Origin of the sequence: Escherichia sp. E.sYA108 (genome assembly GCF_011754335.1) — a bacterium.
GTDB lineage: Bacteria > Pseudomonadota > Gammaproteobacteria > Enterobacterales > Enterobacteriaceae > Escherichia > Escherichia coli.
This window is the reverse complement of the sequence record NZ_JAAQVZ010000001.1, coordinates 2,322,704-2,349,274: the sequence shown is the minus strand read 5'-3', so window position 1 is coordinate 2,349,274 and position 26,571 is coordinate 2,322,704. Positions and strand designations below refer to the sequence as shown.

Annotated in this window: 27 protein-coding genes, 1 pseudogene and 1 other annotated feature; of the genes and pseudogenes, 9 read left to right on the top strand and 19 right to left on the bottom strand. The window is 49.3% G+C overall.

The window, feature by feature from the left end; all coding sequences use genetic code 11:
• Position 1 precedes the first annotated feature (1 nt).
• The 14 genes from selO to thrS form a co-directional block, all read right to left on the bottom strand.
• Positions 2–1,438 (bottom strand): protein adenylyltransferase SelO, encoded by a 1,437-nt coding sequence (selO, locus tag HBM92_RS11000; protein ID WP_000175635.1) that lies wholly within the window; start codon positions 1,436–1,438, stop codon positions 2–4.
• 62 nt (positions 1,439–1,500) lie between these two features.
• Positions 1,501–2,214 (bottom strand): anti-FlhDC factor, encoded by a 714-nt coding sequence (gene ydiV / locus HBM92_RS10995; protein WP_001304326.1) that lies wholly within the window; start codon positions 2,212–2,214, stop codon positions 1,501–1,503.
• A 246-nt stretch (positions 2,215–2,460) separates the two neighbouring features.
• Positions 2,461–2,925 carry a C40 family peptidase gene (locus HBM92_RS10990; RefSeq protein ID WP_001209785.1) on the bottom strand — a complete coding sequence of 155 codons (465 nt, stop codon included), beginning with the start codon at positions 2,923–2,925 and terminating at the stop codon, positions 2,461–2,463.
• Positions 2,926–3,002: 77 nt separating this feature from the next.
• On the bottom strand, positions 3,003–3,752 hold the full coding sequence (gene btuD / locus HBM92_RS10985; protein ID WP_000029464.1) for a vitamin B12 ABC transporter ATP-binding protein BtuD: 750 nt from the start codon (positions 3,750–3,752) through the stop codon (positions 3,003–3,005).
• The gene (btuE, locus tag HBM92_RS10980; RefSeq protein ID WP_001154183.1) at positions 3,752–4,303 is read right to left on the bottom strand and encodes a bifunctional thioredoxin/glutathione peroxidase; all 552 of its coding nucleotides are present in this window, start codon (positions 4,301–4,303) and stop codon (positions 3,752–3,754) included. The genes btuD and btuE overlap by 1 nt, the downstream gene beginning before the upstream one ends.
• A 61-nt stretch (positions 4,304–4,364) precedes the next feature.
• Positions 4,365–5,345: a vitamin B12 ABC transporter permease BtuC gene (gene btuC / locus HBM92_RS10975; protein WP_000956506.1), complete on the bottom strand. Its 981-nt coding sequence runs from the start codon at positions 5,343–5,345 to the stop codon at positions 4,365–4,367.
• A gap of 100 nt (positions 5,346–5,445) precedes the next feature.
• A complete protein-coding gene (gene ihfA / locus HBM92_RS10970) occupies positions 5,446–5,745 on the bottom strand; it encodes an integration host factor subunit alpha (RefSeq protein WP_001229265.1) in 300 nt (99 codons plus the stop codon).
• 4 nt (positions 5,746–5,749) lie between these two features.
• Complete coding sequence (gene pheT / locus HBM92_RS10965; protein WP_000672322.1) at positions 5,750–8,137, bottom strand: phenylalanine--tRNA ligase subunit beta; 2,388 nt, start codon at positions 8,135–8,137, stop codon at positions 5,750–5,752.
• 14 nt (positions 8,138–8,151) lie between these two features.
• The gene (pheS, locus tag HBM92_RS10960) at positions 8,152–9,135 is read right to left on the bottom strand and encodes a phenylalanine--tRNA ligase subunit alpha (protein ID WP_000018588.1); all 984 of its coding nucleotides are present in this window, start codon (positions 9,133–9,135) and stop codon (positions 8,152–8,154) included.
• A gap of 209 nt (positions 9,136–9,344) precedes the next feature.
• Positions 9,345–9,469 (bottom strand) — a sequence feature (Phe leader region).
• Positions 9,419–9,463: a pheST operon leader peptide PheM gene (pheM, locus tag HBM92_RS10955; RefSeq protein ID WP_001386830.1), complete on the bottom strand. Its 45-nt coding sequence runs from the start codon at positions 9,461–9,463 to the stop codon at positions 9,419–9,421. It overlaps the preceding feature by 45 nt.
• Before the next feature lie 116 nt (positions 9,470–9,585).
• Positions 9,586–9,942 carry a 50S ribosomal protein L20 gene (gene rplT, locus HBM92_RS10950; protein ID WP_000124850.1) on the bottom strand — a complete coding sequence of 119 codons (357 nt, stop codon included), beginning with the start codon at positions 9,940–9,942 and terminating at the stop codon, positions 9,586–9,588.
• A 52-nt stretch (positions 9,943–9,994) separates the two neighbouring features.
• Positions 9,995–10,192: a 50S ribosomal protein L35 gene (gene rpmI, locus HBM92_RS10945; protein ID WP_001124225.1), complete on the bottom strand. Its 198-nt coding sequence runs from the start codon at positions 10,190–10,192 to the stop codon at positions 9,995–9,997.
• Between the two features lie 96 nt (positions 10,193–10,288).
• Positions 10,289–10,831 carry a translation initiation factor IF-3 gene (gene infC / locus HBM92_RS10940; protein ID WP_001700733.1) on the bottom strand — a complete coding sequence of 181 codons (543 nt, stop codon included), beginning with the start codon at positions 10,829–10,831 and terminating at the stop codon, positions 10,289–10,291.
• A gap of 3 nt (positions 10,832–10,834) precedes the next feature.
• Positions 10,835–12,763: a threonine--tRNA ligase gene (gene thrS / locus HBM92_RS10935; RefSeq protein ID WP_001144202.1), complete on the bottom strand. Its 1,929-nt coding sequence runs from the start codon at positions 12,761–12,763 to the stop codon at positions 10,835–10,837.
• 522 nt (positions 12,764–13,285) lie between these two features.
• Between thrS and HBM92_RS10930 the strand changes: the two are divergent.
• Positions 13,286–14,315: pseudogene (locus HBM92_RS10930) on the top strand (ShET2/EspL2 family type III secretion system effector toxin).
• Between the two features lie 170 nt (positions 14,316–14,485).
• Complete coding sequence (gene yniD, locus HBM92_RS10925) at positions 14,486–14,593, top strand: small membrane protein YniD (protein ID WP_001313892.1); 108 nt, start codon at positions 14,486–14,488, stop codon at positions 14,591–14,593.
• A 52-nt stretch (positions 14,594–14,645) separates the two neighbouring features.
• Here yniD and HBM92_RS10920 read toward each other — a convergent pair whose 3' ends face one another.
• On the bottom strand, positions 14,646–15,404 hold the full coding sequence (locus HBM92_RS10920) for a YdiY family protein (protein WP_000771396.1): 759 nt from the start codon (positions 15,402–15,404) through the stop codon (positions 14,646–14,648).
• Positions 15,405–15,690: 286 nt separating this feature from the next.
• Between HBM92_RS10920 and pfkB the strand changes: the two genes are divergently transcribed.
• The 3 genes from pfkB (at position 15,691) to HBM92_RS10905 (ending at position 17,977) form a co-directional block, all read left to right on the top strand.
• Complete coding sequence (gene pfkB, locus HBM92_RS10915; protein WP_001298221.1) at positions 15,691–16,620, top strand: 6-phosphofructokinase II; 930 nt, start codon at positions 15,691–15,693, stop codon at positions 16,618–16,620.
• A gap of 100 nt (positions 16,621–16,720) precedes the next feature.
• Complete coding sequence (gene ghoS, locus HBM92_RS10910) at positions 16,721–17,011, top strand: type V toxin-antitoxin system endoribonuclease antitoxin GhoS (RefSeq protein ID WP_000146146.1); 291 nt, start codon at positions 16,721–16,723, stop codon at positions 17,009–17,011.
• 105 nt (positions 17,012–17,116) lie between these two features.
• Entirely contained in the window at positions 17,117–17,977 is an 861-nt protein-coding gene (locus HBM92_RS10905) for a fructosamine kinase family protein (RefSeq protein ID WP_000267670.1), read from the top strand.
• 40 nt (positions 17,978–18,017) lie between these two features.
• Here the strand turns inward: HBM92_RS10905 and HBM92_RS10900 are convergent, their stop codons facing one another.
• Entirely contained in the window at positions 18,018–18,554 is a 537-nt protein-coding gene (locus HBM92_RS10900) for a YniB family protein (RefSeq protein WP_000222171.1), read from the bottom strand.
• A 146-nt stretch (positions 18,555–18,700) separates the two neighbouring features.
• Here HBM92_RS10900 and hxpB point away from each other — a divergent pair, with 146 nt between their 5' ends.
• The 3 genes from hxpB (at position 18,701) to tcyP (ending at position 21,647) form a co-directional block, all read left to right on the top strand.
• Positions 18,701–19,369 carry a hexitol phosphatase HxpB gene (gene hxpB / locus HBM92_RS10895; protein ID WP_000106821.1) on the top strand — a complete coding sequence of 223 codons (669 nt, stop codon included), beginning with the start codon at positions 18,701–18,703 and terminating at the stop codon, positions 19,367–19,369.
• Between the two features lie 163 nt (positions 19,370–19,532).
• Positions 19,533–20,123, top strand: a complete 591-nt coding sequence (locus tag HBM92_RS10890; protein ID WP_001327813.1) for a metal-dependent hydrolase — start codon at positions 19,533–19,535, stop codon at positions 20,121–20,123.
• Between the two features lie 132 nt (positions 20,124–20,255).
• Positions 20,256–21,647: a cystine/sulfocysteine:cation symporter gene (gene tcyP, locus HBM92_RS10885; RefSeq protein WP_001010714.1), complete on the top strand. Its 1,392-nt coding sequence runs from the start codon at positions 20,256–20,258 to the stop codon at positions 21,645–21,647.
• A gap of 46 nt (positions 21,648–21,693) precedes the next feature.
• On the opposite strand, the gene cedA is transcribed toward tcyP, so the two are convergent.
• Positions 21,694–21,957, bottom strand: coding sequence for a cell division activator CedA (gene cedA, locus HBM92_RS10880; RefSeq protein ID WP_001241562.1), 264 nt, complete (start codon positions 21,955–21,957; stop codon positions 21,694–21,696).
• A 182-nt stretch (positions 21,958–22,139) separates the two neighbouring features.
• Between cedA and katE the strand changes: the two genes are divergently transcribed.
• Positions 22,140–24,401 carry a catalase HPII gene (katE, locus tag HBM92_RS10875; protein WP_000077879.1) on the top strand — a complete coding sequence of 754 codons (2,262 nt, stop codon included), beginning with the start codon at positions 22,140–22,142 and terminating at the stop codon, positions 24,399–24,401.
• Between the two features lie 46 nt (positions 24,402–24,447).
• Here the strand turns inward: katE and chbG are convergent, their stop codons facing one another.
• Together chbG and celF are read right to left on the bottom strand one after the other, a co-directional pair.
• A complete protein-coding gene (chbG, locus tag HBM92_RS10870) occupies positions 24,448–25,206 on the bottom strand; it encodes a chitin disaccharide deacetylase (RefSeq protein ID WP_000440430.1) in 759 nt (252 codons plus the stop codon).
• A 12-nt stretch (positions 25,207–25,218) separates the two neighbouring features.
• On the bottom strand, positions 25,219–26,571 hold the full coding sequence (celF, locus tag HBM92_RS10865; RefSeq protein ID WP_000078752.1) for a 6-phospho-beta-glucosidase: 1,353 nt from the start codon (positions 26,569–26,571) through the stop codon (positions 25,219–25,221).

The window sequence follows — 26,571 nt, the reverse complement described above, 5'->3', positions numbered from 1 at the left end:
TTTAACTCGAGCAGCTGACTTCCAGCCGTTTACCCCAGTCGGGTGGACGACTGACATAGTCATCATCTCTGTCGCTGAAAGGATTTCGCAACGCCTCATGCAGGCGGTGCAATTCCGTCATATCATCCTTTTCTGCCGCTTCAATCGCCCGTTGCGCCAACCAGTTGCGCAACACCAGAGCCGGGTTAACGCTTTGCATCAGTTGCTGACGCTCACTATCGGTAATCTCGTCTTGTTGCAAACGCCCCCGATAACGGGCAAACCAGTCATCAAATGCCGCACGATCAATAAACTCATCACGTAGCGGTGACGCCGCGCTGTGCTGCTCGGTCAGACTCAGCATGCGGAATGTGCGGGTATAATCGCTGCGCTCTCGCGCCATCAGACTGAATAATTCATTAAGTAGCGCGTTATCCTCTTTTTGCTCCGTCATGAAGCCCAGTTTCTGCCGCATCCGTTGTCCATAATGCGTCAACAAAACCTGCTGATAGCTGTCCAGGGCCTCATTCAGCGCATCAACGGCAACAAATGGTGACAATGTCTGCGCCAGACGCTGTAAATTCCACAACGCGACGGCAGGTTGATTATCAAAGCTGTAACGCCCTTGATGATCCGAGTGATTACAAATAAAACCGGGTTCGTAATCATCAAGAAAACCAAACGGCCCGTAATCAAGCGTCAGCCCCAGCAGCGACATGTTGTCGGTATTCATCACCCCATGAGCAAAGCCGACCGTCTGCCATTGGGCAATTAACGAGGCGGTACGTGCGACAACATCGGTAAACCAGAGACGGTATTTGTCCTCCTCATCATCAAGATGTGACCAGTAATGACGAATGGCAAAGTCAGCTAACTGACGAACCTTTTCCGGCTCGCGGCGATAGTAAAAATGTTCGAAATGACCAAAGCGCAGATGACTTGGTGCCACACGCATCAGCATCGCGCCTGACTCCACCGTTTCCCGATACACTGGCGAATCGCTGGTGACGATACTTAAAGCGCGGGTCGTCGGAATGCCCAGATAATGCATCGCCTCACTGGCGAGACTTTCTCGTATCGTCGAACGTAAAACCGCCCGTCCATCCCCCATTCGCGAATAAGGCGTCAGGCCAGCACCTTTCAGATGCCAGTCCATTGTAGTGCCATCAGCAAGCAGTTGTTCGCCGAGTAAAATGCCGCGCCCATCACCCAGTTGGCCCGCCCAGACGCCAAACTGATGACCACTGTAAACCTGCGCAAGTGGTGACATACCCGGCAGTAGGTTTTCGCCGCCCCAGACACCTGCGCCATTTTTAAACAGCGACGATGGAATACTCAGCGTGTTAGCCAGTTCGGTATTATGCCAAATCAGCCGGGCATTATTTAAAGGCGTAGGGGAAAGTGCTGTATAGGTTTCTGGCAATTCATCGCGCCAGCGGGTAATAAAAGACAGGGTCATAGATCCTCCTGTTTGATAGTGTAGACGGTTACTCTCGTCTTAAACACCAGCAAACAGGAGGGTTATCGCTGAACCAACGTCGTTATCTGATTTATAGGAACCGCAGGCCACAGGCATCCCTGGAGAGCATGGAAATCAAAGGGGATAATCTGTGCCAATATTTCTGGCGTATCAATGCCCCCCGCGATGATGCAATTGCAACAAGGGGAAATTTGCGCCTGGATCGCACGAATAAACGGTTCGAAGGAGCGATGCGTGATTTGTTGCTGAATAAAACTTTTATCCAGCATGACGCGGGTGAAAAGACCATCAAACACCGCTTTCATTGTGCTATTACCTGCTCCCAAATTACCTAACACAAGGGGATACATTTGCGATAAGGATAAAAGATCGCGATTATCTTTTCCTTCATTGAAATGCGGGTAATTCTCATTAATCAACAGTTCAATAAACGGATATTTTAATAGTTCGCCTGCGAAATTATCCCTGTCTAATAATAATGTAGCCACTTGTGGCGTTAAATTAAGCCAGGCAAAGAGTTTATGTTGAATAAAAAAGTGTTGGCATGATTTTAGTAATTCCAACTGTTCAGAAAATAATTGCCAATGTTGCTCCACGGTAAGTTGCGCTATAACCCGACTCGTCGGGATACGAACCGTACCATCTTCACTGGAGAAATGGGTAATTAACTCAACGCCGACAAGGTCTTGCTGGTTATCTCTTATCGGCAGGAAATAGCAATCAGAATGATAAAGATTCTCCAAAAAAATCTTCATGGTAACCTTCCCTCTCGAAGGATGTTTTTCAGTATCCGGCTAAAAGGGATGAGGCCATAAGACATAACAATTACAGAAGGAGTAACTTTCATTTGTTCCATGTTAACCACTTTTTCAGGGGTCCTTTTTTTAGATTATCCTGATTATAAACGAATAATCCATTTACGGAATTTTTGTCTGCAAAATACTACTGTATTCAGGAGTAAATGGACGGCGATGTATCATCGCCGTCCATTTTTCGACATACTAGATTCGTCTCGCCTGCCAGAAATTTTTCTGCCAATAGACATTATCAAGTGAGGAACGCATCACTCCCTTGCTGGTAGAGGCGTGGATAAATTGGTTGTTGGTATCGTAAATACCTACATGCAAACCATTTTGTCCGGAACCCGTTTTGAAAAAGACCAGGTCACCTGGCAGCAACTCGTCTTTATCAATTTGCGTGCCAATAGAGGCTTGTTGCTTGGTTTCACGGGGCAGCTGCAAATCGAAACGATCGCGCATCGTCACAACCACAAATCCCGAACAGTCCACACCGCGCCGCGTCATGCCACCATAACGATACGGCGTGCCATGCCAGCTTTGTAGCTGGTCGTTCAAACCGGCAATAACGGTAATCGAATCAGAAAGTCTGGCATTTGGCGGCGGTGCTTTATGGTGGCTACACCCGGCCAGAAACAGTGCTGTGATCAAAATAAGGCAGAAACGCATTCCGTACGGTTCCTCTGTTTTTTATTCTTGCATTAATTTAGCGTCGTAATTACCCGATTTTCAAGATACTAATGAAATCAGATGGTCGAAATCAGCATTCTGTGACCTTCGATATCCAGACGGCGAAAATTCATCCCATAGGCCTGCGCCAGATTTGCCGGCGTGAGCACCTCTTCTCTGCGTCCACTGGCCAGCATTTTTCCACCTTTTAGCAACCACGCCCGATGCGCATGACGCAATGTGTGGTTGAGATCGTGACTGCTCATCACAATCGCCAGTCCTTGCTGACACAGCGCGCTCAGAATTTTGTCTAAGGCGCTTTGTTGCGCAACATCAAGACTGTTCATCGGCTCATCAAGAAGCAGCAATTGGCCTGCGGGATTGGCTTGTGGTGTGATTTGCAGCACCACCGCAGCAAGACGTACGCGTTGCCATTCACCGCCGGAAAGTTGATTGGTGCTACGTCCGAGTTTGTCATCAAGAGCCAGCGCCCCTGCGACATCATTCAGTAGTTCGGTACGCGTTTTATCGTGCTGATGCAGTGTCAGGTAGTGCCAGACCGGCATTGCAAACGGCGGCGTCTGCTGTTGTGAAAGATAGGCGCGATGCAGCGCGAGCTTTGTTGCAGACCATGCTTCCAGTGGTTGCCCCGCGAACTGAATGCTTCCCTTACCGCTGGTCATTCCGGCCATTCGCGCCAGTAAGGTACTCTTACCCGCGCCATTCGGCCCCACCAGGTGCAGGATCTCCCCAGCCCGAACCTCGCCAGAAAGCGGCCCCAGGCGGGTGGATTCCGCAACATCCTGTAACTGCATCACAATAGACATTATTTTGCCAACGCCAGTTTAATGCTTTCCATCACAATGGGATCTTCCGGCGTCATATCCGGGGAAAAACGCTGGATGACCTTTCCGTCCCTGCCAACTAAAAATTTCTCAAAATTCCATAAAATATCATCAGGGTACAGCGGTGCACGACCTTTGCTGACCATACGGGCATAGAATCCGCTCTCTTCCGGCGCGACTGCAGTCGGCGCTGCGGCAATCAATTTTTGATACAGCGGATGGCGTCCTTCGCCATTAACTTCAATCTTACTGAACATCGGGAACGTCACCCCCCATGTGGTGGTGCAGTAAGTTTTAATCTCTTCATCGCTACCCGGTTCTTGCTCCAGAAACTGGTTACACGGGAATCCCAGCACCACAAAACCACGATCAGCCCAGGCTTTCTGAATATTCTCCAACTGCTCATATTGCGGCGTTAAGCCACACTTTGAGGCGACATTGACAATCAACAGCACATTACCGGCGTACTTCTCCAGCGTGGTCACTTCACCGTCGATATCTTTCACTACGGTCGTCAGAATGGAATCTTGCATCGTTTCTCCTGGGTGTGGTCAGTAAAAATCTTAGCTTTTAATCATAGACCGTCTTTTGCGGCTAACGTCCTGCTTTTAACAATAACCAGATAAACACCGGCGCACCCAACGTTGCGGTGACCACGCCAATTGGCAGCTCTGCGGCAGCTAATGCCAGGCGCGCTACAATATCGGCCAGCAGCAATGCGCTCGCCCCTGCCAGCGCGCAGCCGGGAAGTAATACGCGATGATCGGTTAAACCACACAGCCGGAGAATATGTGGGATCACCAGACCAATAAAGCCGATAGCACCCGCCAGCGCCACACTGACGCCAACCATCCAGCCGGTCGCTGCCACCAGCACATTGCGCCAGAACCACAGGGGTAAACCCAGTTGCCGCGCCGAGATCTCGCCAAGTGCTAACATATTCATCGGCCTGGACTGACAACAGATCCACAACAATACGGGGATCAATGCCACCATCAGCCAGCTTTGCCGCCAGTCTACGCCGCCAAAACCGCCCATCATCCAGTACATCAGCTGACGTAAATCAACAGAGGTGGAAAAGTAGATAGCCCACGTCATTAGTGCGCTACAGATAATCCCTAATGCAACGCCAGCCAGCAATAACCGACTGGTCGAAAGATGACGACGAGCGAAACGTAAGAGTATTAAAGTGATGATAAGCGCGCCAGCAATCGCACACAGCCCTAGCGCCCAGTTGGGGAGTTGCCCTTGCCCAAGTAATACCGCGGCGATAAGCCCCACGCCTGCGCCGTTAGAGACGCCAAGTAGTCCAGGTTCTGCCAGAGGATTTTCAAACAACGCCTGCATTACAGCGCCGGATATAGCCAGCGCCGCACCAACCAGCAATACAGCCAGCGTACGTGGCAGGCGAATTTGCCAGACGAATAGTTCGCCACGAGGAGAAAACCAGTCACCTGGCAAAATCCATTGTTCACCGGCGCAAAGGCTTAAGAGAAGCGCCAGCAGCATCAAAACTGACAGGCATAATAACCAGCGAATATTTTGTCGCTGTTGTTGGCGGGCAAGTGTCAGCATGGTATCCGTTCTGCTGAAGTGTCATGGCGTTGATTTTACGGTGACTCTTCGACAGTGAAAAGAAAAAAGGCCGCAGAGCGGCCTTTTTAGTTAGATCAGATTACTCGTCTTTGGGCGAAGCGTTTTCGACCCGGCTTTTTAACTTCTGCCCGGGTCTGAAGGTCACCACGCGCCGTGCTGTAATGGGAATATCCTCGCCCGTTTTCGGGTTACGTCCCGGGCGTTGATTCTTATCACGCAGATCGAAGTTACCAAAACCAGAGAGTTTCACCTGTTCGCCGTTTTCCAGAGCGCGACGGATCTCTTCGAAAAACAGTTCAACCAGTTCTTTGGCATCCCGCTTGCTAAGCCCAAGCTTATCAAACAGATATTCTGACATTTCAGCTTTTGTAAGCGCCATAGGTTCAATCCCTCAATGATGCCTGGAATCGCTCTTTTAATGCCTCTACACATTTGGCGACGGTAGCGGCAATCTCCTCTTCTTCGAGTGTACGGCTGGTATCTTGCAGGATCAGGCTTATGGCGAGGCTCTTATACCCCTCCGCAACACCCTTACCGCGGTACACGTCAAATAAGTTTACGCCAACTACCTGATTTACGCCAACTTTCTTACATTCGGATAAAATATCCGCTGCGGGAACGTTTTCTGCGACCACCACCGCGATGTCACGACGGTTCGCCGGGAAGCGAGAAATCTCGCGCGCCTGAGGCACCACGCGGTCTGCGAGCTTGTTCCACTCCAGTTCGAACACCAGAGTGCGACCGTTAAGATCCAGTTTACGTTCCAGTTCAGGATGAACAACCCCAACAAAACCAATACGTTCACCTTTCAGATAAATCGCTGCGGATTGCCCCGGATGCAGTGCCGGATTCGCTTCTGCACGGAACTCAACCTCATTCAGTTTACCGGTCAGGTCGAGAACGGATTCAAGATCGCCTTTCAAATCATAGAAATCAACGGTCTCTTTTGCCAGGTTCCAGTGCTCTTCGTAACGGTTACCGCAAATCACACCGGCTAACATCAGATCCTGACGAATACCCAACGGTGCCTGAGTATCTGGCACGAAACGCAGACCGCTTTCGAAAATGCGTACACGATTCTGCTGACGGTTCTGGTTGTACACCACGGTTGCCAGCAGGCCGGTCCACAGAGAAAGACGCATTGCTGACATTTCAACAGAGATCGGGCTTGGCAGCAGTAAGGCTTCAACGCCTGGATGGATCATCTGCTGCACTTTCGGATCAACGAAGCTGTAGGTGATCACTTCCTGATAGCCTTTGTCGTTGAGCAGCGTTTTTACGCGCTTGAGCGACAGGTCAGCTTCACGGTGAGTCCCCATAATCAGGCTTGCCTGTACCGGCTCATCCGGGATGTTGTTGTAGCCGTAAACACGCGCGACTTCTTCGACCAGATCTTCTTCAATCTCCATGTCGAAACGCCAGCTCGGCGCAACTGCCTGCCACTCGTCTTTGCCTTCGGTCACTTCGCAGCCGAGACGACGCAGAATGTCTGTTACCTGCTCATCAGCAATATGATGGCCGATCAGGCGATCCAGTTTGCTACGACGTAAAGTGATGGTTGCACGCTTCGGCAGCGTTGCTTCGTTAGTGATATCAATTACCGGACCCGCTTCACCACCGCAGATGTCGATCAGCAGACGGGTCGCACGTTCCATCGCTTTGTGCTGCAGTGCCGGATCAACGCCACGCTCATAACGGTGAGACGCATCAGTATGCAGGCCATGACGACGAGCACGACCGGTGATAGACAGCGGGCTGAAGAAAGCGCATTCCAGCAGGACGTTTTGCGTTTCGTCATTCACGCCAGAGTGTTCGCCACCAAAGATGCCGCCCATCGCCAGCGCCTTGTTGTGGTCGGCGATGACCAGGGTGTCAGCATTCAGCTTCGCTTCAGTACCATCGAGCAATACCAGCGTTTCACCCTCTTTTGCCATCCGCACCACAATGCCGCCTTCAATGCGATCTTTATCGAAAGCGTGCATCGGCTGGCCCAGTTCGAGCAGCACATAGTTGGTGACGTCAACAACTGCATCGATAGAACGGATCCCGCAACGACGCAGTTTTTCTTTCATCCACAGTGGAGTTGGCGCTTTAACGTTAATGCCTTTTACCACACGGCCAAGATAGCGCGGGCAGGCATCCGGCGCTTCTACTGCAATCGGCAGCGTGTCGTCGATGGTCGCACCAACCGGAACGATTTCCGGTTCAACCAGCGGCAGCTGGTTCAACACGGCAACGTCGCGCGCAACACCAATGATACCTAAGCAGTCGGCACGGTTTGGCGTCACGCTAATTTCGATGGTGTTGTCATCGAGTTTCAGGTATTCGCGGATGTCGGTGCCAATCGGCGCATCCGCAGGCAGCTCGATAATGCCGTTATGATCGTCAGAAATTCCCAGCTCAGAGAAGGAGCACAGCATCCCTTCAGACGGTTCGCCACGCAGTTTCGCGGCTTTAATTTTGAAATCACCCGGCAGAACAGCACCAATGGTCGCTACCGCCACACGCAGGCCCTGACGGCAGTTTGGCGCACCGCAGACGATGTCCAGCAGGCGATCGCCGCCGACATTCACTTTTGTCACACGCAGTTTGTCAGCGTTCGGATGCTGTGCACACTCAACCACTTCACCAACGACCACGCCGTGGAAGCTACCGGCAACCGGTTCTACACCATCAACTTCCAGGCCCGCCATCGTGATTTGATTTGCCAGCGCGTCGCTATCAATCGCCGGGTTCACCCATTCGCGTAACCACAGTTCACTGAATTTCATAATCTATTCCTGCCTTATTTAAACTGTTTGAGGAAACGCAGATCGTTTTCGAAGAATGAACGCAGGTCGGTGACGCCGTAACGCAACATGGTCAGACGCTCCATCCCCATCCCGAAGGCGAAACCAGAGTAAACTTCCGGGTCGATGCCAACGTTACGCAGCACGTTCGGATGCACCATCCCGCAGCCCAGTACTTCCAGCCATTTACCGTTTTTCCCCATGACGTCCACTTCTGCAGAAGGTTCGGTAAACGGGAAGTAGGAAGGACGGAAGCGGATCTGCAAATCTTCCTCAAAGAAGTTACGCAGGAAGTCGTGCAGCGTGCCTTTCAGGTTGGTAAAGCTGATGTTGGTATCAACAATCAGACCTTCCATCTGATGGAACATCGGCGTGTGAGTCTGGTCGTAGTCGTTACGATAAACGCGGCCAGGCGCGATGATACGAATCGGTGGCTGCTGGGCTTTCATGGTGCGGATCTGTACGCCAGAGGTCTGGGTACGCAGCAGGCGGGTAGCGTCAAACCAGAAAGTGTCGTGGTCAGCGCGCGCCGGGTGGTGACCAGGAATGTTCAGAGCATCGAAGTTATGATAATCGTCTTCGATTTCCGGCCCGGTTGCCACGGTAAAGCCAAGCTCACCGAAGAAACTTTCGATACGGTCGATGGTACGGGTCACCGGATGCAGCCCGCCGTTTTCAATGCGACGACCCGGCAGGGAGACATCAATCGTTTCCGCCGCCAGACGCGCATTCAGTGCAGCGCTTTCCAGTTCCGCTTTACGCGCATTCAGCGCCTGCTGAACCTGCTCTTTCGCTTCGTTGATAACCGCACCAGCTGCCGGACGCTCTTCTGGCGGCAGCTCACGCAGGGTCGTCATCTGAAGGGTTAAGTGCCCTTTTTTACCCAAATATTCGACGCGCACATTATCTAACGCGGCAACATCTGACGCCTGGCTAATGGCCGCCTTCGCACTGGCAACCAGTTCTGCGAGATGTGACATGTTTTTCCTCATTGTGTCAGTGGTGACACTGGTTCGTTGGACTTAGAGCCCATCCCATCAGGCTATTTTACTTGCCATTTTGGTCCCGGGCAGTGCTCGAAATCCTCACGTACTTAAGTACGCTCCGGTTTCTCCGCGCTGGCCGTGTCCAGACTGGCTGCGACAATTACGCCTGATGAGACAGGCTTTTTATTTTTCAAAACGCGCATACAAAAAAAGCCTCCACTGGGAGGCTTTCAGGCGCTGTTTTCCGTTTCTCTTCTCACGCGCTAGCCTCCTGGAGTCAGGTGCTAAAGTAAAAAAAGAAGCGGAAAATAGCAGCATTCATTGCTTGCGTTACCTTTTGGTACTCTTCAAAAGACCTTTATTGAAAAGGCTACGGCGATAAAAGTCAATGTTTTGATGGCGTTGAAACGAAAAGAGGGAGACTAGCTCCCTCTTTCAACTGGCTTATGCCAGAGCTGCTTTCGCTTTTTCAACCAGAGCGGTGAACGCTACTTTGTCGAATACTGCGATATCAGCCAGGATCTTACGGTCGATTTCAACAGAGGCTTTTTTCAGGCCATTGATGAATTTGCTGTAAGAAATACCGTTCTGACGTGCTGCTGCGTTGATACGCGCAATCCACAGTTGACGGAACTGACGCTTACGTTGACGACGGTCGCGGTAAGCATACTGACCAGCTTTGATAACAGCCTGGAAGGCAACGCGGTATACGCGAGAACGCGCACCGTAGTAGCCTTTAGCTTGTTTCAAAATTTTCTTGTGACGTGCGCGTGCAATAACACCACGTTTTACGCGAGCCATATGTGCTCTCCTGTATCTATATTCTAATTAAAAAGTTAAAAACGTTAACGGCTTATGCGTACGGCAGGCACGCGATTACCAGGCCCAGATCGCCTTTGGAAACCATGGCTTTCGGACGCAGGTGACGTTTACGTTTGGTCGCTTTTTTGGTCAGAATGTGACGCAGGTTAGCGTGCTTGTGCTTAAAACCACCTTTACCGGTTTTTTTGAAGCGCTTAGCAGCACCGCGTACGGTCTTAATTTTTGGCATTTTAATAACTTCCACTTCGCATTGTTAATAAACGAAACAAAGGCGAACAATGCCTGTGAAGCCCAAAGGCTCCACAGACAGTGCTACTTGAAGGCCTTACTGTTTCTTCTTAGGAGCGAGCACCATGATCATCTGGCGGCCTTCGATCTTCGTTGGGAAGGATTCGACCACTGCCAGTTCTTGCAAATCGTCTTTCACGCGATTAAGCACTTCCATACCGATTTGCTGGTGCGCCATCTCACGACCGCGGAAACGCAGCGTGATTTTGGCTTTATCACCCTCTTCGAGAAAGCGAATCAGGCTGCGGAGTTTTACCTGATAGTCGCCTTCATCTGTACCAGGACGGAATTTAATTTCCTTAACCTGGATAACTTTTTGCTTTTTCTTCTGTTCCTTAGAAGACTTGCTCTTTTCATAGAGGAATTTGCCGTAATCCATTATACGACAAACCGGCGGCTCGGCGTTAGGGCTGATCTCGACTAAGTCTACTCCGGCTTCTTCTGCTTTCTCCAGAGCTTCTCTCAGACTCACAATACCAAGCTGCTCGCCTTCCAGACCTGTTAAGCGAACTTCCTGGGCGCGAATTTCGCCATTGATACGGTTAGGGCGCGCCGTTTGAACTCGTTTTCCGCCTTTAATACCTTATTCCTCCAATTGTTTAAGACTGCGGCTGCGAATCTCTTGTTGCAGCTTCTCGATCACTTCATTTACGTCCATGCTTCCCAGGTCTTTACCACGGCGGGTGCGAACGGCAACTTTGCCTGATTCCACCTCTTTATCACCACAGACCAGCATATATGGGACGCGACGCAAAGTGTGCTCGCGGATTTTAAAGCCAATCTTCTCATTTCTCAAGTCTGCTTTAACACGAATGCCCGCATTTGATAGTTTTTGCGTCAGTTCGTTAACGTATTCAGACTGAGAATCGGTAATATTCATGATAACAACCTGAACTGGCGCAAGCCAGGTCGGGAAGAAACCAGCAAATTCTTCGGTCAGGATACCGATGAAACGTTCCATCGACCCCAGAATTGCGCGGTGAATCATTACCGGTACTTTACGTTCATTGTCTTCGCCTACATAAGAAGCGCTCAGACGAGAAGGCAAAGAGAAGTCCAGCTGTACTGTACCGCACTGCCATGCACGATCGAGGCAGTCATACAGGGTAAATTCAATTTTCGGACCGTAGAAAGCGCCTTCACCCAGTTGATATTCAAACGGGATGTTGTTTTCTTCCAGCGCAACCGCCAGGTCCGCCTCAGCACGATCCCACATTTCGTCGCTGCCAATACGTTTTTCAGGACGAGTGGAGAGTTTGACGACGATCTTCTCGAAGCCAAAAGTGCTGTACATATCATAGACTAAACGGATACATCCGTTAACTTCATCGCGAATTTGTTCTTCAGTACAGAAGATATGCGCGTCATCCTGGGTAAAACCACGCACGCGCATCAGGCCATGCAGCGAACCTGACGGCTCGTTACGGTGGCAGCTACCAAACTCGGCCATACGCAGCGGCAGATCGCGATAAGACTTCAGCCCCTGGTTGAAAATTTGTACGTGCCCCGGGCAGTTCATCGGCTTAATGCAGTATTCACGGTTCTCAGAAGACGTGGTGAACATTGCATCTTTGTAGTTGTCCCAGTGACCGGTTTTTTCCCACAGGACACGGTCCATCATGAACGGACCTTTAACTTCCTGATACTGGTACTCTTTCAGTTTAGAACGAACAAACACTTCCAGTTCACGGAAGATGGTCCAGCCGTCGTTGTGCCAGAATACCATACCCGGCGCTTCTTCCTGCATATGGTACAGGTCGAGCTGTTTACCGATTTTACGGTGGTCGCGTTTCGCGGCTTCTTCCAGGCGTTGCAGGTAAGCGTTAAGCGCTTTTTTGTCTGCCCACGCCGTACCGTAAATACGTTGCAACATTTTGTTATTGCTGTCGCCACGCCAGTAAGCCCCTGCCGTTTTCATTAGTTTGAAATGATGGCAGAAACGCATGTTCGGTACGTGCGGACCGCGGCACATATCGACATATTCTTCATGGAAGTACAGACCTGGCTTGTCATCATGGGCGATGTTTTCGTCAAGAATGGAGACTTTGTAGCTCTCCCCACGGTTGGCGAAAGTTTCACGCGCTTCATGCCAGCTGACTTTCTTCTTAATGACGTCGTAGTTTTTCTCAGCAAGCTCATGCATCCGCTTCTCGAGTGCTTCGACATCTTCCTGGGTTAACGTGCGGTCAAGATCAACGTCGTAATAAAAACCGTTGTCAATAACCGGGCCGATTGCCATTTTGGTATGCGGCCAAAGTTGTTTAATCGCGTGCCCTAACAGGTGCGCACAGGAGTGACGAATGATCTCCAGACCTTCTTCGTCTTTGGCAGTAATGATCGACAGTTGTGCGTCGTTTTCAATCAGATCGCAAGCATCAACCAGTTCGCCATTAACGCGCCCTGCGATACAGGCTTTCGCCAGACCTGGACCAATGTCCAGCGCAACATCCATGGGGCTTACAGCGTGGTCGTAATGGCGTTGGCTGCCATCAGGAAGAGTTATAACAGGCATTTTATATCCTTATTTGCAGTGGTGACCCACACGAAAGATCACATACAAAGAAAAATTTGTTTATTAACAGTTCATTGCGAAACCATCTAGCCAACAAATGCTAAATTGGTCCGCAATCAGGTACACAAATGAAAGACATTAACCTCTCACCTTCCACCCGGTTGAACGATGTTAACACTAAAAAAAGGGAGATTGTACCTTTCCGTTTCACATTGATTCGATTCGCAATTCGTTTGTAGTGAGTACACCAGCAAAACGCTTAAAGAACCACTGATAACATCACAGAGTGTCTGAAAGGTTTACTACGAGCGGATTTACAGCAGCATAAACTGAATCCAGCAAAGTTCGTTGCGTGATTTGGCGGTAGTATTTAAACGATCATGAGATTAATGACGAAGTAGTCATATCGCAATGATAAAAGTGACACAATTCTTATAGCAATTTTTCGTGCGCATTTCGTTCTGGCGATAATAATCAATCATCATCCTCAAAATCTCCAGACATATATAAGGCGAATAGATTATGAGTAAAAACGATATCATTATCAGAACTCATTATGAGTCTCCTCTTAGAATGCACATCGATAGCGACATACTAACGCCTTCATCAGAGCCTATTAATCAATTTGCGCGCCAGCTCATCACCCTACTTGATACCTCTTATTTAAGTTCGATGCTGTCATACTGTGTTACTCAGGAATTTACCGCAAGCTGTCGAAAAAATATCACACAATTGTTATACCACTGCCCTTTTTATCATTAACTTTGCCACTTCACCCATCCATGCAGAAAATACACTCATTACATTACACTATAAAAAAGAAATCATTTCCTTATTCCTGGAAACCACGCCGATTAAAGCTAACCATTTGCGAAGCATACTGGATTATATTGAACAGGAACAGTTAACTGCCGAAAAACGTAACCATTGCATGAAACTGTCCAAAAAAATTCATAGAGAAAAAACCATACAGCCAACAGTAAATCTCAATGATAGTGCATTTTTTTGCAATCTCCTTCTGACACTATTTTTTGTCGCCATCTGTCATTAAAATACGCCCTTGATTCATTGAGAAATGGAAAAGGCAAAGTCAACCTGATTAAACATTACTCCTCTGTTGAATCCATACAGCAGCATGTTTCCTTAGTCCGGGACGCGGAATTCAGAGCATTACTTCGCCATCCTCTTGCAAGGAGTCGCGTTATCGCGAGTCAGGATTTTGGCTTTGCTTTAGATATTTTCTTCTGTCGAATGATGGCAAACAATGTCAGTCATATGTCCGCGATTTTATATATAGACAATCATACTTTGTCAGTAAGTAAAGATGTCGTGTTATCTTATATATCAACGTTGGGTACTTTTGAAAAAATATTCTTTTAGCCAACGTCAGTTATTTACACTGTTGGCCGCTAAAAATCATGACAACATGTCAGCTGTTCATATAGCCATTCATCATAATCATCATAAAACTGTAGAAACATATTATGCTGCTATAAATGTAATCAGCCAAAGCCTGAGTTTTAGTGCTGATGAACTAAAGACGTATTTATAACCCGCTATTTATGATATTTGTATATCGATACATAATTTTTTTCATAAAATGCAGAAACAGTGACCAGGTGTACAACGCCACCCGACGACTGTAATAACAAAAAATCCCTTGATGCCTGTCCCTTTTGTTACACTCCGTTATCACGCACAAGAGATATGCAGGACACTGGTATGCCGACTAAACGCTTTGATAAAAAACACTGGAAGATGGTGGTGGTGCTACTGGCAATCTGTGGCGCTATGTTGTTGGTACGTTGGGCAGCAATGATTTGGGGCTGAGCAGTGACAAACGAAAACAGCCAGACCGCATAACACGGTCCGGCAGATAATTTTACATGCTGTAACCCAACGATAAGGTTGTCCGACGATCGGTATGTTCCGGTGCAGACTCTGGAGGTTCAGAGTTCCATGTAACGTTGTAAGCCACCTTCAGTCCAAAATGTTCATTAATAGCAACATTTAATGCGCTTTCGGAGTTCAGCGTTGTGTCTTCCGCGCCAAAGACCGAAACACCCTGCGTAAATTTAGCGTTGTCAGTCAACTGCCATGCATAAGCCCCGGAGGCATAGCCCAGCGGCTGGGTTTCACTGGCATTGTCGGTATATTTGTCGTAACGCACACCAGGGCCGAATTCAAAGCGGAAACTGTGTACCGGGCCATTCAAAAACTGGCGACCATAACCCGCGGTCAACACATCGCGCTCTCGATAGCCGTTATAACGGTCTGTCAGCCAGCTTGCCTGACCAAATAAATAGTCATAATCAGTTAAATTAAAACGGCTACGCCCGCCCGCCGCATATTTTTCTGAAGAACGCTCATCATTAGAAGAAGTATTACTGGCGTTCCCCCACAGCGACCAGGCAGTGGTTTGTCCATACCAGGTCATAGTGGTGTCAGCCGTAAGTGAGGAGCTTTTCGTATTGCCTGATTGTGCAAGATATCCTGCGTTCAGATTACCTTCGAAAGGTTTTTTAGCGCTGGCAGGATCGTCCATGACAGTAAAAACGGAATCATCGGCAGCTGCATTCAGTGACGCAAACATGCCCCCCGCCAACATAACGATGGCAGGAACTGTCTTCAAAAGCTTCATTTATCAAGAGTCCGTACAACAAAAAAAGAGACCATCGCGGTCCCGGAAACTTTCTTAAGGATCAAAGATTAGCGTCCCTGGAAAGGTAACGAATTATAAAAAGGCGCGAATAACTTAGCAATGTATTCTTATTTCATTTTTTGAATAAGCATGTGGCGAAAACAGATTTTTATTTATATATATTTATCTGCAAAATTTTAAATAAAGCTCCAATAAATCATATTGTTAATTTCTTCACTTTCCGCTGATTCGGTGCCAGACTGAAATCAGCCTATAGGAGGAAATGATGGTACGTATCTATACGTTGACACTTGCGCCCTCTCTTGATAGCGCAACAATTACCCCGCAAATTTATCCCGAAGGAAAACTGCGCTGTACCGCACCGGTGTTCGAACCCGGTGGCGGCGGCATCAACGTCGCCCGCGCCATTGCCCATCTTGGAGGCACTGCCACAGCGATCTTCCCGGCGGGTGGCGCGACCGGCGAACATCTGGTTTCACTGTTGGCGCATGAAAATGTCCCCGTCGCTACTGTAGAAGCCAAAGACTGGACCCGGCAGAATTTACACGTACATGTGGAAGCAAGCGGTGAGCAGTATCGTTTTGTTATGCCAGGCGCGGCATTAAATGAAGATGAGTTTCGCCAGCTCGAAGAGCAAGTTCTGGAAATTGAATCCGGGGCCATCCTGGTCATAAGCGGAAGCCTGCCGCCAGGTGTGAAGCTGGAAAAATTAACCCAACTGATTTCCGCTGCGCAAAAACAAGGGATCCGCTGCATCGTCGACAGTTCTGGCGAAGCGTTAAGTGCAGCACTGGCGATTGGTAACATCGAGTTGGTTAAGCCTAACCAAAAAGAACTCAGTGCGCTGGTAAATCGCGAACTCACCCAGCCAGACGATGTCCGCAAAGCCGCGCAGGAAATCGTTAATAGCGGCAAGGCCAAACGGGTTGTCGTTTCCCTGGGTCCACAAGGGGCGCTGGGCGTTGATAGTGAAAACTGCATTCAGGTGGTGCCACCACCGGTGAAAAGCCAGAGTACCGTTGGCGCTGGTGACAGCATGGTCGGCGCGATGACACTTAAACTGGCAGAAAATGCCTCTCTTGAAGAGATGGTCCGTTTTGGCGTAGCTGCGGGGAGTGCAGCCACACTCAACCAGGGAACACGCCTGTGCTCCCATGACGATACGCAAAAAATTTACGCGTACCTTTCCCGCTAACAAAAACATTCCCCCAGCATTGGGGGAATCACCACCAACCTGTCGGCAACGCGTTTCTCCGACTATGCTCAAAAGTCATGTGATAACAAAGGGGTGAACTATGGCCAGTGGCGATCTTGTCCGTTATGTAATAACCGTCATGTTGCATGAGGATACATTGACTGAAATTAACGAGTTGAATAATTACCTGACTCGCGACGGTTTTTTGCTCACCATGACGGATGATGATGGCAATATCCATGAGCTGGGGACTAACACTTTTGGACTTATCAGTACCCAAAGTGAAGAAGAAATTAGAGAACTGGTTTCGGGGCTTACCCACAGTGCAACCGGCAAAGATCCTGAAATCACCATCACGACCTGGGAGGAATGGAATAGCAACAGAAAATAAATGGTTTTTGGGCAATAATCAGTCTGTGGTGTGCGTTAGCTCGTGTTTTTACACCGCATTCTTGCGCTAACCTTATGATCTGGCAGACAACATGGGAGAGACATCATGTGGCAGGCAATCAGTCGTCTTTTGAGCGAGCAGTTAGGTGAAGGCGAAATCGAACTGCGTAATGAACTGCCTGGCGGAGAAGTCCATGCCGCATGGCATTTGCGCTATGCAGGACGTGACTTTTTCGTCAAATGTGATGAAAGGGAACTGCTTCCCGGTTTTACCGCCGAAGCCGACCAACTGGAGTTACTGTCGCGTAGTAAAACCGTCACCGTGCCTAAGGTTTGGGCAGTTGGCGCTGACCGTGACTACAGTTTTCTGGTGATGGATTATCTCCCACCTCGCCCGCTGGATGCGCATAGTGCATTTATTCTTGGTCAGCAAATTGCGCGTTTACATCAATGGAGCGACCAACCACAATTTGGCCTCGATTTCGATAACGCGCTCTCCACAACTCCACAGCCCAACACCTGGCAACGTCGCTGGTCAACTTTTTTTGCTGAACAACGGATTGGCTGGCAGCTGGAACTGGCGGCAGAAAAAGGGATCGCTTTCGGCAATATCGATGCCATCGTCGAGCATATTCAGCAGCGTCTCGCCTCGCATCAACCGCAGCCTTCTCTGTTGCACGGCGATTTATGGTCCGGCAACTGTGCGCTGGGTCCGGATGGCCCGTACATTTTCGACCCGGCCTGTTACTGGGGTGACCGAGAGTGCGACCTGGCGATGTTACCGCTGCATACTGAACAGCCGCCACAAATCTATGACGGCTATCAGTCAGTATCCCCGCTACCTGCCGATTTCCTTGAACGTCAACCGGTTTACCAACTCTACACGCTGTTAAATCGTGCAAGGTTATTTGGCGGTCAGCATTTGGTTATTGCTCAGCAGTCACTGGATAGATTATTAGCAGCATGATATGGGTTGAGGATAATGGCCGCTCCGTGCGGCCTTTTGATTAAATAAACCCAAGCAGAGAAAAGAACACATAACCTGCAGCAATACAAATAAGCGGCAGGATATACAGCGAGAAAAACTGCAGGAAAATAGTATGGTGCGGAACAACAATACGTGACTCAATTTGTTCACGCGTTAGCCCCTCTTCCCCTTTGGCTTTTTCCAGAATGAGTTGATCTTCAACACCTTCCCGCAAGAAGCGCGCCTGGCGACTCATCCGGGCTCCGGAATCCTGCAACGCCAGTCCGACAAAAATCAGGATGAAAATCACCCAGAACATAACGTTCACGCCACCATTAAAATTTGGCGTCGGAGAGTTGTACCAGAACAGATTCAAAAAAGGCGTATTCGCCTGCATCATATCGATCATGACATGAGTAAAGTCGAGCATGACCGCATTAATGCCTTCCTGGTTTTCCTGCCGGGTATTCATAAATTTCAGCAAAGAAATCAATGTAGAGATCAATGCAGGTATAAAAATCACCCAACCCAAAATCCTTTTCAAAACAGCAATGCGTCCAGCTTGTTGATACGTCATGAGTTCTCCTTGATTAAGACGCGTCGTTTCACTTAGTTTACCTGTAGATATCTGTTTTCGCCCATTCTTTAAAGGCGATATGATAGGCGCTTAATCATAAGCACGGCTTAATACCTTACATATAATGCTCTAAAGGAGAGGTTGTAATGTCAACCCCGCGTCAGATTCTTGCTGCAATTTTTGATATGGATGGATTACTTATCGACTCAGAACCTTTATGGGATCGAGCCGAACTGGATGTGATGGCAAGCCTGGGGGTGGATATCTCCCGTCGTAACGAGCTGCCGGACACCTTAGGTTTACGCATCGATATGGTGGTCGATCTTTGGTACGCCCGGCAACCCTGGAATGGGCCAAGCCGTCAGGAAGTAGTAGAACAAGTTATTGCCCGTGCTATTTCACTGGTTGAAGAGACACGTCCATTATTGCCAGGTGTGCGTGAAGCCGTTGCGTTATGCAAAGAACAAGGTTTATTGGTGGGGCTGGCCTCCGCGTCACCGCTGCATATGCTGGAAAAAGTATTGACCATGTTTGATTTACGCGACAGTTTCGATGCCCTCGCCTCGGCTGAAAAATTGCCTTACAGCAAGCCGCATCCGCAAGTATATCTCGACTGCGCAGCAAAACTGGGGGTTGACCCTCTGACCTGCGTGGCACTGGAAGATTCGGTAAATGGCATGATCGCCTCTAAAGCAGCCCGCATGCGTTCCATCGTCGTTCCTGCGCCAGAAGCGCAAAATGATCCACGTTTTGTATTAGCAAACGTCAAACTCTCATCGCTGACAGAACTCACCGCAAAAGACCTTCTCGGTTAATGACCAGGGGGCAGTGATCACACTGCCCCTGGTTCTTTATCTGAATTTGCATTCAACTGACGGATTAATCGCCAATTTAAGAGAAAGAGTTACACCGTCACCACTTCCGTGCACTGTATAAAAACCCTATACTGTACGTATCGACAGTTTAGTGAGTTTTATCATGACGGCGGAAGGTCACCTTCTCTTTTCTATTGCTTGTGCGGTATTTGCCAAAAATGCCGAGCTGACGCCCGTGCTGGCACAGGGTGACTGGTGGCATATTGTCCCTTCCGCAATCCTGACGTGTTTGTTACCGGACATCGATCACCCAAAGTCGTTTCTTGGGCAACGATTAAAGTGGATATCAAAACCGATCGCCCGCGCTTTTGGGCATCGTGGTTTTACCCACAGTCTGCTGGCGGTATTTGCGCTGCTGGCAACCTTTTACCTTAAAGTTCCTGAAAGCTGGTTCATTCCGGCTGATGCGTTGCAGGGTATGGTGCTGGGTTATTTGAGCCACATACTTGCCGATATGCTGACACCCGCCGGTGTTCCCCTGCTCTGGCCATGCCGCTGGCGTTTCCGCTTGCCTATCCTGGTTTCCCAAAAGGGCAACCAACTGGAACGTTTTATCTGCATGGCATTATTTGTCTGGTCGGTATGGATGCCCCATTCATTACCCGAAAACAGCGCTGTTCGTTGGTCATCGCAAATGATCAATACCTTACAGATCCAGTTTCATCGGCTTATTAAGCATCAGGTTGAATACTAAAAAGGCAAAAATCGCCTTTCTGGAATAAGCAATTCCATTTGAATATAAGAGCCAGCTCACAGTTCTGTTAATCTTGCGCCAACACTATGACTGTTACGCAGTGATAGAAATAATAAGATCAGGAGAACGGGGATGAACTTTCCATTAATTGCGAACATCGTGGTGTTCGTTGTACTGCTGTTTGCGCTGGCTCAAACCCGCCACAAACAGTGGAGTCTGGCGAAAAAAGTGCTGGTGGGTCTTGTGATGGGTGTGGTTTTTGGCCTTGCCCTGCATACCATTTATGGTTCTGACAGCCAGGTACTTAAAGATTCTGTACAGTGGTTTAACATTGTTGGTAACGGCTATGTTCAACTGCTGCAAATGATCGTTATGCCGCTAGTCTTCGCCTCTATTCTGAGCGCGGTTGCCCGTCTGCATAACGCATCTCAGTTAGGCAAAATCAGTTTTCTGACCATCGGTACGCTTTTGTTTACCACGCTGATTGCAGCGCTGGTCGGTGTGCTGGTCACCAACCTGTTTGGTTTGACGGCTGAAGGTCTGGTTCAGGGTGGTGCAGAAACTGCACGTCTGAACGCCATCGAAAGTAACTATGTTGGTAAAGTCTCTGACCTGAGCGTTCCGCAGCTGGTCTTGTCCTTTATCCCGAAAAACCCGTTTGCCGATCTGACCGGAGCCAATCCGACGTCAATTATCAGCGTGGTAATTTTTGCCGCATTCCTCGGCGTAGCTGCGCTGAAACTGCTGAAGGATGATGCGCCGAAAGGTGAACGCGTCTTAACCGCTATCGATACCCTGCAAAGCTGGGTGATGAAACTGGTTCGCCTGGTCATGCAGTTGACCCCTTACGGTGTTCTGGCGCTGATGACCAAAGTGGTTGCAGGTTCTAACCTGCAAGACATCATCAAACTGGGAAGTTTCGTTGTTGCGTCCTACCTCGGTCTGCTGATTATGTTTGCAGTGCATGGCCTTCTGCTGGGCATTAATGGCGTGAGCCCGCTGAAGTACTTCCGTAAGGTATGGCCAGTACTGACGTTTGCCTTTACCAGCCGTTCCAGTGCTGCGTCTATCCCACTGAATGTGGAAGCACAAACGCGTCGTCTGGGTGTTCCTGAATCCATCGCCAGTTTCGCCGCCTCTTTCGGTGCGACCATTGGTCAGAACGGTTGTGCCGGTTTGTATCCGGCAATGCTGGCGGTGATGGTTGCGCCTACGGTGGGCATTAACCCACTGGACCCGATGTGGATTGCGACGCTGGTCGGTATTGTCACCGTTAGTTCCGCAGGCGTTGCCGGTGTCGGTGGTGGTGCAACTTTCGCCGCACTGATTGTGCTGCCTGCGATGGGCCTGCCGGTAACGCTGGTGGCATTGTTAATCTCCGTTGAACCGCTTATCGACATGGGTCGTACGGCGCTAAACGTTAGTGGCTCGATGACCGCTGGCACGCTGACCAGCCAGTGGCTGAAGCAAACCGATAAAGCCATTCTGGATAGCGAAGACGACGCCGAACTGGCACACCGTTAATCCTGATTTGTTACGTTAAACGCCTGTCATCCCGACAGGTGTTTTTTTATTCTTCGACCTCATTTTCCTGACGAATCTGATTTGCCCAACGCTGGGCGGATTCAGGCACAGTAAACGCCGGTGAGCGCAGAAATGACTCCCCCATCAGTACAAACGCAACATATTTGCCACGCAGCATCCAGACATCACGAAACGAATCCATCTTTATCGCATGTTCTGGCGGCGCGGGTTCCGTGCGTGGGACATAGCTAATAATCTGGCGGTTTTGCTGACGGAGCGGTTTCTTCATTACTGGCTTCACTAAACGCATATTAAAAATCAGAAAAACTGTAGTTTAGCCGATTTAGCCCCTGTACGTCCCGCTTTGCGTGTATTTCATAACACCGTTTCCAGAATAGTTTCCGAAGCGGGATCTGGCTGGTGGTCTATAGTTAGAGGGTTTTTTGACCAAAACAGCGGCCCTTTCAGTAATAATTTAAGGAGACGAGTTCAATGTCGCAACATAACGAAAAGAACCCACATCAGCACCAGTCACCACTACACGATTCCAGCGAAGCGAAACCGGGGATGGACTCACTGGCACCTGAAGACGGATCTCATCGTCCAGCGGCTGAACCAACACCGCCTGGTGCACAACCTACCGCCCCAGGGAGCCTGAAAGCCCCTGATACGCGTAACGAAAAACTTAATTCTCTGGAAGACGTACGCAAAGGCAGTGAAAATTATGCGCTGACCACTAATCAGGGCGTGCGCATCGCCGACGATCAAAACTCACTGCGTGCCGGTAGCCGTGGTCCAACTCTGCTGGAAGATTTTATTCTGCGCGAGAAAATCACTCACTTTGACCATGAGCGCATCCCGGAACGTATTGTTCATGCACGCGGATCAGCAGCTCACGGTTATTTCCAGCCATATAAAAGCTTAAGCGATATCACCAAAGCGGATTTCCTCTCAGATACGAACAAAATCACCCCAGTATTTGTTAGGTTCTCTACCGTTCAGGGCGGCGCTGGCTCTGCCGATACCGTACGTGATATCCGTGGCTTTGCCACCAAGTTCTATACTGAAGAGGGTATTTTTGACCTCGTTGGCAATAACACGCCAATCTTCTTTATCCAGGATGCGCATAAATTCCCCGATTTTGTTCATGCGGTAAAACCAGAACCGCACTGGGCAATTCCACAAGGGCAAAGCGCCCACGATACTTTCTGGGATTATGTTTCTCTGCAACCTGAAACTCTGCACAACGTGATGTGGGCAATGTCGGATCGCGGTATCCCGCGCAGTTACCGCACTATGGAAGGCTTCGGTATTCATACCTTCCGCCTGATTAATGCCGAAGGGAAGGCAACGTTCGTACGTTTCCACTGGAAACCACTGGCAGGTAAAGCCTCACTCGTTTGGGATGAAGCACAAAAACTAACCGGACGTGACCCGGACTTCCACCGCCGCGAGTTGTGGGAAGCGATTGAAGCAGGCGATTTTCCTGAATACGAACTGGGCTTCCAGTTGATTCCTGAAGAAGACGAATTCAAGTTCGACTTCGATCTTCTCGATCCAACAAAACTTATCCCGGAAGAATTGGTGCCTGTTCAGCGTGTCGGCAAAATGGTGCTCAATCGTAATCCGGATAACTTCTTTGCTGAAAACGAACAGGTGGCTTTCCATCCAGGGCATATTGTCCCCGGTCTGGATTTCACCAACGACCCGTTATTGCAGGGGCGTTTGTTCTCTTATACCGATACACAAATCAGTCGTCTTGGTGGGCCGAATTTCCATGAAATTCCGATTAACCGCCCGACCTGCCCTTACCATAATTTCCAGCGTGACGGCATGCATCGTATGGGGATCGACACTAACCCTGCGAATTACGAACCGAACTCGATCAACGATAACTGGCCGCGCGAAACACCGCCGGGGCCGAAACGCGGCGGTTTTGAATCATACCAGGAACGCGTGGAAGGGAATAAAGTTCGCGAGCGCAGTCCATCGTTTGGCGAATATTATTCCCATCCGCGTCTGTTCTGGCTAAGTCAGACGCCATTCGAGCAGCACCATATTGTCGATGGTTTCAGTTTTGAGTTAAGCAAAGTAGTTCGTCCGTATATTCGTGAGCGCGTTGTTGACCAGCTGGCGCATATTGATCTCACTCTGGCCCAGGCGGTGGCGAAAAATCTCGGTATCGAACTGACTGACGACCAGTTGAATATCACCCCGCCTCCGGACGTCAACGGTCTGAAAAAGGATCCATCCTTAAGTCTGTACGCCATTCCTGACGGTGATGTGAAAGGTCGCGTGGTAGCAATTTTGCTTAATGATGAAGTGAGATCGGCAGACCTTCTGGCCATTCTCAAGGCACTGAAGGCCAAAGGCGTTCATGCCAAACTGCTCTACTCCCGAATGGGGGAAGTGACTGCGGATGACGGTACGGTGTTGCCTATAGCTGCTACCTTTGCCGGTGCGCCTTCGCTGACGGTCGATGCAGTCATTGTCCCTTGCGGCAATATTGCGGATATCGCTAACAACGGCGATGCCAACTACTATCTGATGGAAGCCTACAAACACCTTAAACCGATTGCGCTGGCAGGAGACGCGCGCAAGTTTAAAGCAACAATCAAGGTCGCTGACCAGGGTGAAGAAGGGATTGCGGAAGCTGACAGCGCCGATGGTAGTTTTATGGATGAACTGTTAACGCTGATGACAGCACACCGCGTGTGGTCACGCATTCCTAAGATTGACAAAATCCCGGCGTAAATATGGATAAGGTCACGCCCCCTGGGGAGTGACCTTACCACCTTACTTACACATCATGATAACTACCCAACCGATAACCACGCTCAGCAATCGCATATTTCAACGACGCTGAAGTCAGCACATCCAGTTCCGTTAACCGAGGGAAGCAATAAGCACTCTGGCGAATCGTATTATCGACAAACGCCGGATGGCACATGACTTCCAACGAACGTTCCCCGCGATGGCTGGAATCATCAAGCACTTGCAGGAACAATGCCTCGCTAATCTCTTCACCATAAAACGCGCTACTGAATCCCTGCGAACTGCGCAGATTAGCCGGTAAATCACCATCGTTAGATAGCGGTTGACGGTCGATGCGCAACGCAATCCCCTCTTCAGCCGCAAACTTTGCCACAATCGGGAAAATCTGCGGGAACATATGCACATGATGATGGCTATCAAGATGCGTAGGTTTGCGTCCAAATAGCTCAATGAAACGCAAATACTGACTGGCGAGCTCCTGAGTAATTTCTTCCAGCGGTAAAGCATCTTCTTCTGCCAACTGCCAGATCCATTTTCCCAGCACACCATCGCGGGTTAACCCCGGCATAGCTGTCAGAGGCTTGCCCATAGTAAGGACAAAGTGCATCCCTATGGCCAGACTCGGTTCATCACGGCTCAACTGCACCGCATGGTCAATAGCCTGCCCATTCACCAGCGCCGTCGTCGACGTGACAATCCCATTGCGACAGGCCTCGATAATGCCGTAGTTCTGACCTTTGCTTAAGCCAAAATCATCGGCATTAACAATCAGTAAGCGTTCCATAATCAGCCTCGGTTAATGTGCTTTTTTAAGCTCTGCGATGCAGTCGGCAAAATTTGGCAGCCATTTCTCGTGCGCCAGAATCATCTCGCGTGCCAGCAGCTCAGCATCGCGATCGGAATGCACCAACGGACTAAGGTTTAGCGCCAGTAAGACATCGTTAAATTCTCCACTAAGTGCGGCGTTGCTGGCAGCAATCTCGAAGCCTTTGATGGTGTGAATCAGCCCCATCACTTTATCATCGAAATGCGTAATGCGCGGATGTGGCGTCGCGCCATCGCGCCCCAGCGTACAGGTCATTTCTACCGCCCAGTCTGCCGGAATATTATCAATATGCCCATGATGCGGGATATTAACGTAATGTTCTGCTTGCTTGTCGTTATAGATAGCGTTGATCACTTCGCACGCAGCATCAGAATAATAAGCCCCACCGCGCTGTTCCAGTTCTTTCGGCTTAACGTTCAACTCCGGGTTTTTATATAGCTCAAAAAGTTGTTTCTCGACTTTCTGTACTACCTGCGCTCGTGCGCCGCCTTTGTAGTATTCGCCCATTTCAATAGCCAGCATCTCTTTTTGCTTGAAGTAATAAAGCAAATAAGAACACGGCAACAGATTCATAGAACGAATTAAGCCTTCGCTAAATGGCAGATCGAAAATATTTTTAACGCCAGATGCTTTTAACTGCCCGGATGCCACACCATCAAGCAATTCGGCAAAGCGTGATTTGCCATTTACCAGCACATCCTTAATGAACACCATATGGTTGAGGCCGAACAGATCGATAGATAAATCATCGCTGTCTTTCAGCATCAGAACATCGCGAATAAACATCTTCATGCCGATCGGAATATTACACACGCCGATAAAGCGTTTAAATCCGGTATGACGATAAACGGCTTCAGTGACCATTCCCGCCGGGTTAGTGAAGTTAATCACCCATGCATTCGGACATAGTTCTTCGACATCTTTTACGATGTCAAAAATCACCGGAATGGTACGCAGACCTTTAAACAGACCGCCCGCGCCGTTAGTTTCCTGACCAAGATAACCATGACTTAATGGAATACGTTCATCCAGTTCCCGCGCCGGTAATTGGCCAACGCGCAGTTGGGTAGTAACGAAATCAGCATCTTTCAATGCTTCGCGGCGATCCAGCGTTTTATAAAGCTTCATCGGGACGCCAGCGTTATCAATCATCCGTTGGCAGAGATCAAAAATAATATCCAGTTTCGCTTTACCACCTTCGACATCCACCAGCCATAATTCGCTGACCGGCAATTCGTGATAACGCTTAATAAATCCTTCCAGTAACTCCGGGGTATAGCTGCTCCCGCCACCAATAGTGACGACTTTTAATTTCTGGCTCAT

Bases quoted from the DNA above. Each gene is read 5' to 3' on its own strand.
- selO (WP_000175635.1), bottom strand. From the start codon at position 1,438: ATGACCCTGTCTTTTATTACCCGCTGGCGCGATGAATTGCCAGAAACC.
- ydiV (WP_001304326.1), bottom strand. From the start codon at position 2,214: ATGAAGATTTTTTTGGAGAATCTTTATCATTCTGATTGCTATTTCCTG.
- HBM92_RS10990 (WP_001209785.1), bottom strand. From the start codon at position 2,925: ATGCGTTTCTGCCTTATTTTGATCACAGCACTGTTTCTGGCCGGGTGT.
- btuD (WP_000029464.1), bottom strand. From the start codon at position 3,752: ATGTCTATTGTGATGCAGTTACAGGATGTTGCGGAATCCACCCGCCTG.
- btuE (WP_001154183.1), bottom strand. From the start codon at position 4,303: ATGCAAGATTCCATTCTGACGACCGTAGTGAAAGATATCGACGGTGAA.
- btuC (WP_000956506.1), bottom strand. From the start codon at position 5,345: ATGCTGACACTTGCCCGCCAACAACAGCGACAAAATATTCGCTGGTTA.
- ihfA (WP_001229265.1), bottom strand. From the start codon at position 5,745: ATGGCGCTTACAAAAGCTGAAATGTCAGAATATCTGTTTGATAAGCTT.
- pheT (WP_000672322.1), bottom strand. From the start codon at position 8,137: ATGAAATTCAGTGAACTGTGGTTACGCGAATGGGTGAACCCGGCGATT.
- pheS (WP_000018588.1), bottom strand. From the start codon at position 9,135: ATGTCACATCTCGCAGAACTGGTTGCCAGTGCGAAGGCGGCCATTAGC.
- rplT (WP_000124850.1), bottom strand. From the start codon at position 9,942: ATGGCTCGCGTAAAACGTGGTGTTATTGCACGCGCACGTCACAAGAAA.
- rpmI (WP_001124225.1), bottom strand. From the start codon at position 10,192: ATGCCAAAAATTAAGACCGTACGCGGTGCTGCTAAGCGCTTCAAAAAA.
- thrS (WP_001144202.1), bottom strand. From the start codon at position 12,763: ATGCCTGTTATAACTCTTCCTGATGGCAGCCAACGCCATTACGACCAC.
- yniD (WP_001313892.1), top strand. From the start codon at position 14,486: ATGCCGACTAAACGCTTTGATAAAAAACACTGGAAGATGGTGGTGGTG.
- HBM92_RS10920 (WP_000771396.1), bottom strand. From the start codon at position 15,404: ATGAAGCTTTTGAAGACAGTTCCTGCCATCGTTATGTTGGCGGGGGGC.
- pfkB (WP_001298221.1), top strand. From the start codon at position 15,691: ATGGTACGTATCTATACGTTGACACTTGCGCCCTCTCTTGATAGCGCA.
- ghoS (WP_000146146.1), top strand. From the start codon at position 16,721: ATGGCCAGTGGCGATCTTGTCCGTTATGTAATAACCGTCATGTTGCAT.
- HBM92_RS10905 (WP_000267670.1), top strand. From the start codon at position 17,117: ATGTGGCAGGCAATCAGTCGTCTTTTGAGCGAGCAGTTAGGTGAAGGC.
- HBM92_RS10900 (WP_000222171.1), bottom strand. From the start codon at position 18,554: ATGACGTATCAACAAGCTGGACGCATTGCTGTTTTGAAAAGGATTTTG.
- hxpB (WP_000106821.1), top strand. From the start codon at position 18,701: ATGTCAACCCCGCGTCAGATTCTTGCTGCAATTTTTGATATGGATGGA.
- HBM92_RS10890 (WP_001327813.1), top strand. From the start codon at position 19,533: ATGACGGCGGAAGGTCACCTTCTCTTTTCTATTGCTTGTGCGGTATTT.
- tcyP (WP_001010714.1), top strand. From the start codon at position 20,256: ATGAACTTTCCATTAATTGCGAACATCGTGGTGTTCGTTGTACTGCTG.
- cedA (WP_001241562.1), bottom strand. From the start codon at position 21,957: ATGCGTTTAGTGAAGCCAGTAATGAAGAAACCGCTCCGTCAGCAAAAC.
- katE (WP_000077879.1), top strand. From the start codon at position 22,140: ATGTCGCAACATAACGAAAAGAACCCACATCAGCACCAGTCACCACTA.
- chbG (WP_000440430.1), bottom strand. From the start codon at position 25,206: ATGGAACGCTTACTGATTGTTAATGCCGATGATTTTGGCTTAAGCAAA.
- celF (WP_000078752.1), bottom strand. From the start codon at position 26,571: ATGAGCCAGAAATTAAAAGTCGTCACTATTGGTGGCGGGAGCAGCTAT.